Source organism: Halomonas sp. SL18_1 (genome assembly GCF_055755715.1).
This window is the reverse complement of record NZ_JBVTRK010000001.1, coordinates 2461758-2475648: the sequence shown is the minus strand read 5'-3', so window position 1 is coordinate 2475648 and position 13891 is coordinate 2461758. Positions and strand designations below refer to the sequence as shown.

Here is a 13891-nt window from a genome sequence, read left to right as displayed (position 1 = left end):
ATGCCGCGGCCCTCAGGCAAAGAGCAAAAAAGCCCCGCCCCGTCAGGTGGCTATTGACCAACGGAGATTCTCGCGTAGAATACGCAGCGCTCGATGAGGCCCTGTGGCGGCATCGGGGCCGTGCGAAGGCCGGCGGGGTGTAGCGCAGTCTGGTAGCGCGCCTGCTTTGGGAGCAGGATGTCGGGGGTTCAAATCCCTCCACCCCGACCACAACTCTCTGTTTGTGCTTGATATTTTTTCGGGCAGGGGTTGCGGTAAGGCGCCATGAAGCGTAGAATGCGCCCATAGCTCAACCGGATAGAGCAACGGCCTTCTAAGCCGTAGGTTGCAGGTTCGAGTCCTGCTGGGCGTGCCAGAGCGGCGTGTTCGCGGCGGTGATTCGATTCGAGCTGTTGTCGATATGGTGGATGTAGCTCAGTGGTAGAGCCCCGGATTGTGGCTCCGGTGGTCGTGGGTTCGATCCCCATCATCCACCCCACATCGACGCCCCAGGTGTTTGCGGTACTTGCAATGGTGGATGTAGCTCAGTGGTAGAGCCCCGGATTGTGGCTCCGGTGGTCGTGGGTTCGATCCCCATCATCCACCCCATTGCACGCGGCCCTGTCGCTGTTCCTTTCCCTCGCTTTCCTGGTCGATCGATTCCGTATGCCGGTCGCCGCCTCCCTTTGTCTGCTGTGTTTGGCGAAATCGGTGAGCTCTGCTGCGTGCCGGAGGGCGCCTGTGCTCCAGTTTGCCTTGAAATCGTGCCGCAGAGCCCCACCCAGTCAGGGTGGCGCTTGCCAGCGCAAGGTGGGATTCTTAGAATCAACCTTTTGACCTTTTCCACGCATTCAACAGAACGCCCCCAGTCGGTAGAGGACTATTCATGCAAGTTTCCGTCGAAACGACCTCCCAGATCGAACGCCGTGTCACGTTTCAGGTGCCTGCGGCCGAGGTCGACGAAGCCGTCGAGGCACGCCTCAAGGACACGGCCAAGAACGTGCGCCTGAACGGCTTCCGCAAGGGTCGTGTGCCCATGTCCGTGGTGCGGCAGCGCTATGGCCGCGATGTGCGCGACGAGGTGGTGGGCGAGCTGATGCGCGAACGCTATGTTCGTGCCATTACCGAGGAAAATCTCAACCCGGCCGGTTTTCCGAGCATCGAGCCGAAGGTCAATGAGTCTGGCAAGGATCTGGAATTTGTTGCCTCCCTGGAGGTCTATCCGGAAATCGAGCTGAACTCGATCGAAGGTACCGAGGTTGAGCGTCCGGTTGTCGAGGTGTCGGAAGCCGATGTCGACGAGATGATCGAGACCCTGCGCAAGCAGAACGCCGCCTGGGAAGAGGTGGAACGTGCGGCGCAAGAGGGGGACCAGGTCACCATCGATTTTGAAGGCTTTCTGGGCGATGAGCCGTTCGAGGGCGGCAGCGCCGAGGGGCATGAGCTGGTGCTGGGCTCTGGCAGCTTATCCCCGGTTTCGAAGGGCAGCTGGAGGGGGCTCAGGCGGGCGAGGACAAGGAGATTCAGGTCACCTTCCCCGAGGACTACCAGGCGGAGCACCTGGCCGGCAAGGAAGCGACCTTCAAGGTCAAGGTGCACAAGGTGAGCGGTCAGGCCTTGCCGGAGCTCGACGCGGAGTTCATTCAGCGCTTCGGCGTGGAAGACGGCGACCTCGAGAGGTTCCGCGAGGAGGTCAAGCGCAATATGGGGCGTGAGGCCAAGCAGGCCGTCGATAACCGCGTCAAGCAGCAGGTGCTCGAGGCACTGAAGAAAGCCAACGACGTGCCGGTACCGCAGTCGCTGGTGCAGCAGGAGACAGACGCCCTCAAGCGCCAGGCGGCCCAGCAGTTCGGTCTTGGTGAAGATTTCGACGTTTCCCAGCTGCCCAACGAGCTGTTCGCCGAGCAGGCCAAGGGGCGCGTGCAGGTCGGCCTGCTGTTGGCCGAAGTGATCAAGGCCGGCGAGCTCGATGCTACCGATGACGAGATCAGAGCCCGCGTCGAGGAACTCGCCGAGCAGTATCAGGACCCGCAGCAGGTCGTTGACTACTATATGAGCAACGATCAGCTGAAAACGCAGGTCAAGTCAGCGATCCTCGAAGAGAAGGCCGTCGATAAGCTGCTGGAGCAGGCGACCGTCAAGGACGTCGAGATGAGCTACCAGCAGGCCCTGGCTGCGGCACAGCAGCAGGCAGAGCAGGATGACGCCGACGAGGAGGCGCAGGCGGCCTCGGAAGGTGAGCAGGATAAGGCCTGATCATTCGGCCTGATACCCTTCCGAGGGCCGGGCAGGCCCCCGGAAGGTGGCGCGACCGCTTCCATTCATCGGATGCAAGGACATCACACTGATGAGCAACGAGTTCGAGACCCTGAACGCTGGCGGCCTGGTGCCGATGGTGGTCGAGCAGAGCGCGCGTGGCGAGCGGGCCTATGATATCTATTCCCGCCTGCTGAAGGAGCGCGTGATCTTCCTGGTGGGTCCGGTGGAAGACTACATGGCCAACCTGGTGGTGGCCCAGCTGCTGTTTCTGGAGTCCGAGAATCCGGACAAGGACATCCACCTGTATATCAACTCGCCGGGCGGGGCGGTGACGGCCGGCATGGCGATCTACGACACCATGCAGTTCATCAAGCCGGACGTGTCCACCGTCTGTGTTGGCCAGGCGGCCAGCATGGGGGCCCTGCTGTTGACCGGCGGTGCGCCGGGCAAGCGCTACTGTCTGGCCAATTCGCGGATGATGATCCATCAGCCGCTGGGAGGCTATCAGGGGCAGGCGTCGGATATCGAAATCCATACCCGCGAGATTCTGGGGATTCGCGATCGTCTCAACCGCATTCTGGCTCATCATACCGGCCAGGACATCGAGACCATCGCTCGGGACACCGACCGCGACAACTTCATGGATGGCGGCCAGGCGGTAGAGTATGGGCTGATCGACGCCACGCTGGATAAGCGGCCGACATCCTGATAGCGTAATTTCTAGACACGCCCTACATACGTGATTTCCGGCGGCCCCCGGCCGCCGAAGCGACAGAGGTACGCGAATGGCCGACGGCAAAGGCAAGGACGAAGGCGGTAAGCTGCTCTACTGCTCGTTCTGCGGCAAGAACCAGAACGAGGTGCGCAAGCTGATTGCCGGCCCGTCCGTGTATATCTGCGACGAGTGTGTCGATCTGTGTAACGACATCATTCGCGAGGAAGTTCTCGATGCCGAGGCCGAGAGCGACGAGGAGCGTCTGCCGGTTCCTCGCGAGATTCGTCGCACCCTCGACGACTACGTGATCGGGCAGGATCGTGCCAAGACGGTGCTGTCCGTCGCGGTATACAACCACTACAAGCGTCTTCGCGCCGGCATCAAGGGCGATGACGTCGAGCTGGGCAAGTCCAACATCCTGCTTATCGGTCCTACCGGCAGCGGCAAGACGCTGCTCGCGGAAACCATGGCGCGCCTGCTGAACGTGCCATTCACCATTGCCGATGCCACCACTCTGACCGAAGCGGGCTATGTGGGCGAGGATGTCGAGAACATCATCCAGAAGCTGCTGCAGAAGTGCGACTACGATGTGGAGAAGGCCCAGCGCGGCATCGTCTACATCGATGAGATCGACAAGATCTCGCGCAAGTCAGACAACCCCTCGATCACCCGCGATGTCTCGGGTGAGGGCGTTCAGCAGGCGCTGCTCAAGCTGATCGAGGGCACGACCGCGTCGGTGCCCCCTCAGGGCGGTCGCAAGCATCCGCAGCAGGAGTTCCTGCAGGTCGATACTGCCAATATCCTGTTCATCGTTGGCGGCGCCTTCGCCGGCCTGGATAAGGTCATTCGAGACCGCGCCGAGAAGGGCGGGATCGGCTTCAATGCGACAGTCAAGAGCAAGGATGAGACCGAGGGGGTCGGCGATCTGCTGCTCGACGTCGAACCCGAAGATCTGGTCAAGTTTGGTCTTATTCCCGAGTTCGTCGGTCGTCTCCCGGTGATCGCCACCCTGACCGAGCTGACCGAGGATGCCTTGATCCAGATCCTCACCGAGCCAAAAAACTCGTTGATCAAGCAGTATGCCCGGCTGTTCGACATGGAAGGCGTGGAACTCGAGTTCCGCGACGACGCCCTGCGCGCCGTGGCGGGCAAGGCCATGGCCCGCAAGACCGGTGCCCGCGGCCTGCGCTCCATTCTCGAGTCGGTACTGCTCGATACCATGTACGAAATTCCCTCGATGGAAGGGGTGACCAAGGTCGTGATCGACGCTTCGGTCATCGCCGGCGAGAGTGAGCCGCTGCTGATCTATTCCCAGCAGGAGCAGCGGGTCGACGGCACCGACGGCTGAAGATCGCTGCGATCGTTCGGTACCGCTGACTTGGAAGGGGTCGCCTGGGCGGCCCCTTTCCGCGTGCGCTGCCTGCCTTGCCCTTGCAATGGGGCTAGCCTGCCCCATTCCTTCTGTATCCACCCGATTCGTTTGAGGAACGTCTGCGATGCAGCAGAACGCCGATCAGACCTTGAGTCTGCCCCTCCTGCCACTGCGCGATGTGGTCGTCTATCCGCAGATGGTGATACCGCTGTTCGTTGGCCGGGAGAAGTCGATCCAGGCTCTCGATGCGGCCATGGCGGCCGATAAGCGCGTGCTGCTGGTAGCCCAGCGAGAGGCCGGTCAGGATGACCCCGGCACCGACGATCTCTTTGCCATTGGGACCGTGGCCGAGATCATGCAGCTGCTCAAGCTGCCGGATGGCGCCGTGAAGGTGCTGATCGAGGGCACCTCTCGTGCCGACCTGCGCGAGGTCCACCACACCGACCAGGGGTATAGCCTGGCCGAGGCGGTGCTGCGTGACAGCCAGCCACTCTCCGAGCGTGAGCAGGAAGCGCTGGTGCGCGTGCTGCTGAATCAGTTCGAGCAGTACGTCAAGCTCTCCAAGAAGGTACCCAACGAGGTCCTCAATTCCCTCTCGGGGATCGAGGACCCCAGTCGGCTGGTTGACACCATTTGCGCCCACCTTTCCCTGAAGATCGGCGACAAGCAGGAGCTGCTGGAGATGGATCGCGTACGCGACCGTATCGAGCACCTGATGGCGCTGATCGAATCGGAGATCGACCTGCTCCAGGTAGAGAAGCGGATTCGCTCGCGGGTCAAGGACCAGATGGAGAAGTCTCAGCGGGAGTACTATCTCAACGAGCAGATGAAGGCCATCCAGAAGGAGATGGGCGAGCTTGAGAACGTACCCAACGAGGCCGAGAAGTACGAGAAGGCGATCGAAGAGTCGGGCATGCCCAAGGAGGCGCGCGACAAAGCGACGCAGGAACTGGGCAAGCTGAAGATGATGTCGCCCAACTCCGCCGAGGCCACGGTGGTGCGCTCCTATCTCGACTGGCTGGTGTCGGTGCCCTGGAAGAAGCGTACTCGGGTCAAGCATGACCTGGTGCATGCACACAAGGTGCTGGATGAAGACCATTACGGCCTGGATGAGGTCAAGGAGCGCATCCTGGAGTACCTGGCCGTCCAGAAGCGGGTCAAGAAGCTCAAGGGGCCGGTCCTGTGCCTGGTAGGCCCTCCCGGGGTTGGTAAGACGTCGCTTGGACAGTCGATTGCGCGTGCCACCAATCGCAAGTATGTGCGGCTGGCGCTGGGTGGGGTTCGCGACGAATCCGAGATTCGTGGCCACCGGCGTACCTACATCGGCTCGCTGCCCGGCAAGATGATCCAGCGCATGAGCAAGGCGGGGTCAAGAACCCGCTGTTCCTTCTCGACGAAGTCGACAAGATTGGCATGGATCACCGCGGTGACCCGGCATCGGCGCTGCTCGAGGTGCTCGATCCGGAACAGAATGACAAGTTCAGCGATCATTATCTGGAGCTGGACTACGATCTCTCCGACGTCATGTTCATCTGCACCGCCAACTCCATGAACATTCCCGGCCCGCTGCTGGATCGCATGGAGATCATCCGCCTGCCCGGCTACACAGAAGACGAGAAGCTGGCCATTGCACGCCGCTATCTGGTGCCCAAGCAGCTCAAGGCCAACGGTTTCAAGGAGGACGAGCTGGCGTTCTCCGATGAGTCACTGCTTGAGCTGATCCGCTACTACACCCGCGAGGCAGGCGTTCGCGAGCTGGAGCGCCAGATTGCCAAGGTGTGCCGCAAGGTGCTGCGTCAGCGCCTGGAAGCTGAGGGCAAGGAGGGTGCCCAGGCTGCCCAGACGCTCTCTGCGGCCGATATCGAGGCGCATGCCGGTGTTCGACGCTATAGTTACGGACTGGCCGACCAGGAAGACCAGGTCGGGCGCGTCACCGGCCTGGCCTGGACCTCCGTGGGGGGCGAGCTGCTTAGCATCGAGTCGGTCGTGACGCCGGGCAAGGGGCGCATCAACAAGACCGGCTCCTTGGGTGATGTCATGAAGGAGTCGGTCAGTGCGGCCCATACGGTGGTCAGGGCGCGTGCCGATGGCATGGGGATCGACCCCGAGCGCTTCGAAAAGGAAGACCTCCACATCCACGTGCCGGAGGGGGCCACGCCCAAGGACGGCCCCAGCGCCGGTATCGCCATGGTCACCGCCATGGTCTCTGCCTACACGGGCCGGCCGGTTCGCTGCGACCTGGCCATGACCGGGGAGGTCAATCTGCGCGGTGAGGTCATGCCCATTGGCGGCTTGAAGGAGAAATTGCTGGCCGCCCGGCGGGGTGGTATAAAGTCTGTGCTTATTCCGGAAGAGAACCGTCGGGACCTCAAGGAGGTGCCGGACAATATCAAGGACGCACTGGATATCCGGCCCGTTCGCTGGATCGACGAGGTGCTTGAGGCAGCGCTAGCCGAAAGGGGCGATGCCAAAAGCGATGAATCGCGAGCGGAAGACTCGACATCATCGCCCTCGATGATCAGTACGCATTGATGATGATTTTCGTGCCATCGCCGGGGTAAAACCCCGGTATGGCGCGGTTTTGCGCCGCTGTTTGCTTGACACATCTTTTGCGGCATTGCTATAAACTGCAGCCATGCTGTGATCGCGTTGCTCGCCGAACGTTGCGCTGATTAGAGCCATTTTCCGAAACAGTCAAGGGGTGAAGTGTGAACAAATCCGAGCTGATCGAAGCCATCGCCGCGTCTGCCGATATTCCTAAGGCCGCTGCGACTCGTGCGCTGGATGCCATGGTCGACACCGTCGCCGATAGCCTCAAGAACGGCGAGACCGTTTCCCTGGTGGGCTTTGGTACCTTCTCCGTCAAGGAGCGTGCTGCCCGCACTGGACGCAATCCGCAGACCGGCGAGCCGATCCAGATCAGCGCAGCCAAGGTGCCGACTTTCAAGGCCGGCAAGGCGCTCAAGGACTCCGTGAACTGAGCCGACGGGCCATTTGCGCCGAGGACAGTTGAACTCGTCAGTCTCGCCGACGACTGTGAGAAATAGGCGCATCGCCACCGCGATGCGCCTTCTTTATGGGCTGGCAAACCGGCTACACCGTGGTCGAGGCATCGCTGCAAGGCGTATACTATGGCGCGACTGCCAGCCAATCATCATCAGCCGAGGCCTGCATGCTGCAAAGTATTCGTGATCGTTCCAGAAGTTGGGGCGCCAAGATCATCGTCGGTGCTGTGGTCGTGACCATGGCACTGTTCGGCGTCGAGTCATTGGTCGGGCTGTTTGGCGGAAGCGGGGATGAAGTGGCCAAGGTCAATGGCCAGACGATCACGCGCCAGCAGCTCGAGTTGGAGGTTCAGCGGGCCATTCGCACCGGTCAGGTGCCGCCCGAGCAGGAGCGGGCGCTACGTGGCCAGGTGCTTGACGAGCTGATCGGAGAGCGACTCATCACCGCTTTCGCCGAGGATGGCGGACTCTACCTCTCCGAGGAGCAGCTCGATCAGGTGATCGTGACCCTCCCAGAGTTTCAGGACCAGAGCGGTCGTTTTGACAGCGATCTGTTCCGTAATCGACTGGCCAGTGCCGGGTTTACGCCAACCAGCTTTCGTGACGCGCTGAGGGTCGATCTCAAGCGTCAACAGCTCCAGCAGGGCCTGGCGGTCAGCGACTTCACCCTCGAGAGTGAGCGAGAGGCCCTGGCGGCGCTTCAGCGCCAGACTCGCAGCTTCCATCACCATACGCTCGGCCTTGAGGATCTGCCGGAGCCCGTGATCGTCAGCGAGGCCGATCTCCAGGCCTATTACGATGCGAATGCCGAGCGCTATCAGCGTCCCGAGCAGGTGCGCCTCGAGTATGTCATTGTGGATCGCGAAGAGATGGCCGCGGCCGTCGAGATCAGCGAGTCCGACCTGCGCGACGCTTGGGAGGCACGAGGACGTGACGCCGATCGCCGGGTATCGCATATCATGGTCACCTTCAACGGTGAGCGCAGCCGCGAAGAGGCCATTTCGCGACTCGAGTCGGTGCGTGAGCGCCTTGCCGAAGGGGAGGCGTTCGCTGATCTGGCCCAGACTTATTCCGATGATGCCTCCACGGCCGAGCAGGGCGGTGACCTAGGTGTCATCAGCCGTGGCTTCTTCGGTGATGCTTTCGATGAGGCCGCCTTCGGAATTGGCCCCGGACAGGTGTCGAGAATCGTTGAGACCAGCAATGGCCTGCATCTTGTCAAGGTCACCGAGCTTGACCAGCCGCCGCTGGAGGAAATGCGTGATGAACTCACCCGCGAACTGGCCCTCGCGCAGGTCAGCGATACCTTCAACCGGCGTGTCCAGGCGCTGATCGACGAGAGTTTCGCCGCCGATGACCTGGATAGCGTCGCCGAGAGTCTCGACCTGCAGCTGCACAAGAGCGACTGGGTCTCCCGCGACGGCGGCGATGGCGTGCTCTCCGAGCCGGGTGTGATGAGCGAGGCCTTTAGCGAAGATGTCCTTGGTGAAGGGTTCAACAGTGAAGTGATCGAACTCGACGAGGACCGGCGCATGGTGCTGCGGGTCGCCGAGCATCGTGAGGCCACGGTGCTGCCCCTCGAGGAGGTGCGCGACCAGGTCATGGCGGCGGTGGAGCGCCGCGTGCAGCGTGAGGCGCTGCTCGAGGTGGCGCGGGACCGGGTAGACCAGCTCCGTGCTGGGGCGGAGCCCGAGCTTGACTGGGAGCGTGTCGAGAGAGTTGGCCGTCAGAGCGGCCAGGTCCCCCAGACCGTGTTGCGGGCAGCCTTCCGGCTTCCTCATCCTGCCGACGACCGGCCGGTGTACGGCCACGCCAGCGATGAGGATAGGGTTCATTTGATCGCTCTGGAGTCCGTCCAAGAGGGCGAGACTGACGCCCAGATGGAAGCCTTCGTGGCGCGCATGGCCGAGCAGCTGCGTGGCCAAGCCGCCGTTCAGGGGCTTCAGGTACACCTTCGCGATACCGCCGAGATCCAGCGCCGCTGACCCGGGCGTGACGATAAGCGAGGGGCGCCCGTGCGCCCCTCGCTTTTAGATCGTATTTATACCGTTATCTTCCTTTAGCTTCCGTCGCTGCTCGAGCCGGGCGGCTTTTGGGTCGTCTGATCAAAATGTTACACTGTAACAATTACCGCCTTGGGAGCCGTCATCATGCCTGGCAAGTCGCTCGAATCGATTCCTGTCCACCTGATTACCGGCTTTCTCGGTAGTGGCAAGAGCACGTTGATCCGCGGGCTGATCGAGCAGAAACCGCCGGAGGAGACCTGGGCCATCGTGATCAACGAGTTTGGTCAGATCGGTATCGACCAGGCGATGTTCGCCGAGCGGGATGATCTGGTCGTGAAAGGGCTGCCGGGCGGCTGTCTCTGCTGCCAGCTGGCGTTCGTGATGCAGGCCTCGCTGGTCAATCTGCTTCACCGCCATCGCCCCGACCGGCTGATCATCGAGCCCTCCGGGCTGGGGCATCCGGCGGGGCTGTTGGACGTGCTGCGTGGCGAGGCCTTCCAAGGGGTGCTGGAGGTTCGCGATATCATCGCGGTGCTTGATCCGCGCCGCCTGGACGACCCGCGATCCCGGGAGCATGAGACCTTCCGCGATCAGCTGGCCATGGCGGATGCGGTGGCATTGACCATGACCGACCTGGCCACGCCGCAGCAGGTGGCGGCGGCCAGGTCGCGTATGACCGCTCAGTGGCCGCCACGCAAGTGGGTGGCGGAGGCGCCGCACGGCGAGCTGCCGCCTACGCTGCTGCTGGAGAGCGGCCGACATCGCGAGGCGCGCGGCGGAGAGCGACGCAGCGAGGCGCACCGGCGGCTTCAGAGTCAGGCTGCCGAGGTGGTGGCGCTCGATGATGCCTTCGCTACGCTGCCGGAGCCGGGCCGGCCGTTTCGGGATGTCGGTGAGGCCTTGGGACAGGCCACCCTGGGGTGGCGCTGGCATCCGGTCGATCGCTTCGACCTCGATCGGGTGGCAGAGCTGCTCGGCGGCATGCCCGCCGGGCTGCGCATCAAGGGAGTGCTGCATACCGATGCCGGCTGGAAGCTCTACAACCGGGCCTCGGGGATGGTAAGCCTGAGTGCCAGCGCCTGGCGCCGAGATTCGCGGCTGGAGATCATCGGCGACAGCGACAGCCTGCCGAGCGCCGAGGCGTGTGAAGGGGCGCTGGCGGCCTGTCTTTTGGCGCCAGCGCGGGAGTGAGCCGCGACGAGCGTCACGGATGCCCGGTGCTCGGTTAGCCGAGCGGAAAGGGGGTCAGCCTGGGCGCGTCGTTCTCCTCGACCCGAATCTCCCAGCCCTGCTGCGGCTGCCAATCACCCAGCACCATGCGCTTGGCGGGGCGGTCATCGAGGGTGAAGTCATGCACCGCGGGGCGATGGGTATGCCCGTGGATCAGTGTGGTGACGCCGTGATCGCGCATCACGTTGACCACCTCCTCGGGCGTTACGTCCATGATGTCCTCGGCCTTGTTCGACGTCGCTTCGCCGGACTGCTCGCGCAGCTGCTTGGCCAGCGTGATGCGGTCGAGAATTGGCATTGCCAGCACCTGGGCCTGCCACTGCGGATCGCGCGCCTGGGTGCGGAATGCCTGGTAGGCAGTGTCCCGGGTGCAGAGGCTGTCGCCGTGCATCAGCAGCACGGGCTGCGCTCCCATCGACACGATCGCCGGCTCGGCCAGAAGCTCGGCACCGGCGGCTTTGGCAAAGCGCTCGCCGAGCAAGAAGTCCCGATTGCCGTGCATCAGATAGAGGCGGGTGCCGCCACTAGAGAGGCGCTCAAGGGCGTTGGCGACAGTCACCGCGAGGGCCGCGTTCCCGCTAGGATCGGCGTCGACCAGGTCGAGCAGGTCGTCGCCGATCCAGGCTTCGAAGAGATCGCCAAGGATATACAAGGCGTCGACGCCCTGGGCGCGCGTCTCCAGCCAGTGCAGGAAGCCCTCGGTGATCTCGGGGGCGCCAGGGTGCAGGTGCAGGTCGGAAATCAGCAGGGTGGACATGGCGGCTCGCTTGCTGGAGTTCACAAGACGGCGCCCGCGCGACGGCGGGCGCGACGGGGATCAGGCCTCTTTGACGTAGGCCTTTTGGATGATCACGTCCTCGGCGGGCACATCCGCATGCATGCCGCGGCGGGTAGTGGACACCGCCTTGATCTTCTCGACGACCTCCATGCCCTCGACCACTTCGCCGAAGACACAGTATCCCCAGCCCTGGATCGACTTGCCGCTGTGGTTGAGGAAGTCGTTGTCGGCCACGTTGATGAAGAACTGGGCGGTGGCGGAGTGGGGGTCCTGGGTGCGCGCCATGGCCAGGGTGCCGGTGGTGTTCTTCAGGCCGTTGTCAGCCTCGTTCTCGACGGGGTCGCGAGTAGGTTTCTGGTTGAAGTCGGCATCGAAACCGCCGCCCTGCACCATGAACCCGTTGATGACGCGGTGGAAGAGGGTGCCGTCATAGAAGCCGTCGCGCACATACTGCTCGAAATTGGTGGCGGTCTTGGGGGCCTTCTCGTGGTTGAGCTCGACGGCGATGTCGCCGAAATTGGTCTGCAGAATGATCATCGAAAACCTTCCTGTCCGTGAAGGGGCTCACGCCTTGGCGTTGCCCGTGGGCGTGGCGCTATAATAGCGGTTTTGCCTCGCTGCGCGAAGCGAGCACGAGCGTCGCAGGACAGGCGCTTGTACCGACGCCAGCGGCGAGGGGCGCCGGGGACAAGCCGTAGAGGAGGTCCTATGCCAGGGATGGCATCGGTAGCGCCCAGGGATGGGTTTACAGCGCCTCCTCGCAGGCTTGTCGCCGGAAAAGCCCCGAGCAGCGAAGGCTATCTGCAACGGCACCGGACCGCACCCCAACCAGAGGTTGTTTTTCCAACCATGACCACCGACACCACCAGCGCGCCGAATTTCATCCGTAACCAGATCCGCGAGGAGCTCGACGCCGGGCGCACCGGCAAGATCGTCACGCGCTTCCCCCGGAGCCCAACGGCTTTCTGCACATCGGCCACGCCAAATCGATCTGTCTCAACTTCGGGCTGGCCGAGCAGTTCGGTGGTGACTGTCATCTGCGCTTCGACGACACCAACCCGATCAAGGAGGAGCAGGCCTATATCGACGCCATTAAGGCGGACGTCGAGTGGCTGGGCTTCCACTGGGCCGGCGAAGTCCGGCACGCCTCCGACTACTTCGACCAGCTCTACGCCTGGGCCCAGCACCTGATTCGCGAGGGCAAGGCCTACGTGGACGACCTCTCCCCTGAGGAGATGCGCGAGTATCGCGGCACCCTGACCGAACCGGGCCGCCCGAGCCCCTGGCGTGAGCGGAGCGTCGAGGAGAACCTCGACCTGCTGGAGCGAATGCGTACCGGCGAGTTTGCCGAAGGCGAGAAAGTGCTGCGTGCCAGGATCGACATGGCCTCGCCCAATATCAACCTGCGCGATCCCATCCTCTACCGGATTCGCCACGCCGATCATCACCAAACCGGCGACAAGTGGAAGATCTACCCCTCCTACGACTTCGCTCACGGCCAGTCGGACGCCATCGAGGGCATCACCCACTCCATCTGCACCCTGGAATTCGAGGACCATCGTCCCCTCTATGAGTGGTTTCTGGACAACCTGCCGGTGCCGGCCAAGCCGCGGCAGATCGAGTTCGCCAGGCTCAACCTCAACTACACCCTGACCTCCAAGCGCAAGCTCAAGCTGCTGGTGGACGAGGGGATCGTCGACGGCTGGGACGACCCACGCATGCCCACCATCTCCGGCATGCGCCGCCGCGGCTACACGCCCGCCTCCATTCGCAAGTTCTGCGAGATGATCGGCGTCACTCGCGCCGACGGTGGCCTGGTGGATATCGCCATGCTCTACCACGCCATCCGCAGCGACCTGGAGGAGAACGCACCGCGGGCCATGTGCGTGCTCAAGCCTTTGAAGGTGGTCCTGACCAACGTGCCCGAAGGGCATGAAGAGGCCTATGAGGTGCCCGGTCACCCGGCACGGGACGATCTGGGCATGCGCCGGATTCCCTTCACTCGGGAGATCTATATCGACCGGGACGACTTTATGGAGGAGCCGCCGAAGAAGTTCTTCCGTCTGGCGCCGGGCAAGGAGGTGCGGCTGCGCAACGCTTACGTGATCCGCTGCGACGAAGTGATCAAGGATGACGCCGGCGAGATTGCCGAGCTGCGCTGCTCGGTGGACTTCGACACCCTGGGCAAGAACCCCGAAGGCCGCAAGGTAAAAGGCGTGATTCACTGGGTCAGCGCCGTCCATGGCGTGCCCATGGAGGTCCGGCTCTACGACAACCTCTTCCAGGTGGAGCAGCCCGACCGCGATAAGGATGCCGACTTCCTCGAGCACCTCAATCCCGAGTCGCTGGTCGTCTGCCAGGCCGTCGGTGAGCCGAGCCTGGCCGAGGTAACGCCGGAGAGTCGCTTCCAGTTCGAACGGGTGGGCTACTTCTGCGCCGACCGTCATGCTTGCAGCGAAGGCAAGCGGGTGTTCAATCGCACCGTGGGGCTCAAGGACAGCTGGGCGAAGATCCAGAAGAAAGCGCACGATCAGAAGAAGGGCTGAC

Annotated in this window: 7 protein-coding genes, 4 tRNA genes and 3 pseudogenes; 12 read left to right on the top strand and 2 right to left on the bottom strand. The window is 62.9% G+C overall.

Features of this window, described 5'->3' with window-relative positions; all coding sequences use genetic code 11:
- The first annotated feature begins 133 nt into the window (after window positions 1-133).
- From ACSJDS_RS12655 to ACSJDS_RS12605, 11 genes and pseudogenes are all read left to right on the top strand, one after another.
- Window positions 134-210, top strand: a tRNA-Pro gene (locus ACSJDS_RS12655).
- 68 nt (window positions 211-278) lie between these two features.
- Window positions 279-355: transfer RNA gene (locus tag ACSJDS_RS12650), tRNA-Arg, on the top strand.
- Between the two features lie 48 nt (window positions 356-403).
- Window positions 404-478: transfer RNA gene (locus ACSJDS_RS12645), tRNA-His, on the top strand.
- Between the two features lie 35 nt (window positions 479-513).
- Window positions 514-588 (top strand) — tRNA-His (locus ACSJDS_RS12640).
- A gap of 277 nt (window positions 589-865) precedes the next feature.
- Window positions 866-2235: pseudogene (gene tig, locus ACSJDS_RS12635) on the top strand (trigger factor).
- Window positions 2236-2326: 91 nt separating this feature from the next.
- Window positions 2327-2947 (top strand): ATP-dependent Clp endopeptidase proteolytic subunit ClpP, encoded by a 621-nt coding sequence (gene clpP, locus ACSJDS_RS12630; RefSeq protein WP_473033579.1) that lies wholly within the window; start codon window positions 2327-2329, stop codon window positions 2945-2947.
- 76 nt (window positions 2948-3023) lie between these two features.
- Complete coding sequence (clpX, locus tag ACSJDS_RS12625) at window positions 3024-4301, top strand: ATP-dependent Clp protease ATP-binding subunit ClpX (RefSeq protein ID WP_473033578.1); 1278 nt, start codon at window positions 3024-3026, stop codon at window positions 4299-4301.
- Window positions 4302-4449: 148 nt separating this feature from the next.
- Window positions 4450-6857 (top strand): annotated as a pseudogene (lon, locus tag ACSJDS_RS12620) (endopeptidase La).
- Window positions 6858-7033: 176 nt separating this feature from the next.
- On the top strand, window positions 7034-7306 hold the full coding sequence (locus ACSJDS_RS12615; RefSeq protein WP_238976310.1) for an HU family DNA-binding protein: 273 nt from the start codon (window positions 7034-7036) through the stop codon (window positions 7304-7306).
- Between the two features lie 191 nt (window positions 7307-7497).
- A complete protein-coding gene (locus ACSJDS_RS12610; RefSeq protein WP_473033577.1) occupies window positions 7498-9315 on the top strand; it encodes a SurA N-terminal domain-containing protein in 1818 nt (605 codons plus the stop codon).
- Between the two features lie 165 nt (window positions 9316-9480).
- Window positions 9481-10527 carry a CobW family GTP-binding protein gene (locus ACSJDS_RS12605; RefSeq protein WP_473033576.1) on the top strand — a complete coding sequence of 349 codons (1047 nt, stop codon included), beginning with the start codon at window positions 9481-9483 and terminating at the stop codon, window positions 10525-10527.
- Window positions 10528-10561: 34 nt separating this feature from the next.
- Here the strand turns inward: ACSJDS_RS12605 and ACSJDS_RS12600 are convergent, their stop codons facing one another.
- Both ACSJDS_RS12600 and ACSJDS_RS12595 read right to left on the bottom strand, forming a co-directional pair.
- Window positions 10562-11323 carry a UDP-2,3-diacylglucosamine diphosphatase gene (locus tag ACSJDS_RS12600; protein ID WP_473033575.1) on the bottom strand — a complete coding sequence of 254 codons (762 nt, stop codon included), beginning with the start codon at window positions 11321-11323 and terminating at the stop codon, window positions 10562-10564.
- 60 nt (window positions 11324-11383) lie between these two features.
- Window positions 11384-11881 carry a peptidylprolyl isomerase gene (locus ACSJDS_RS12595; protein ID WP_473033574.1) on the bottom strand — a complete coding sequence of 166 codons (498 nt, stop codon included), beginning with the start codon at window positions 11879-11881 and terminating at the stop codon, window positions 11384-11386.
- A gap of 312 nt (window positions 11882-12193) precedes the next feature.
- On the opposite strand from ACSJDS_RS12595, the pseudogene ACSJDS_RS12590 reads away from it, so the two are divergent.
- Window positions 12194-13890: pseudogene (locus ACSJDS_RS12590) on the top strand (glutamine--tRNA ligase/YqeY domain fusion protein).
- The last annotated feature ends 1 nt before the right edge of the window (window position 13891 follow it).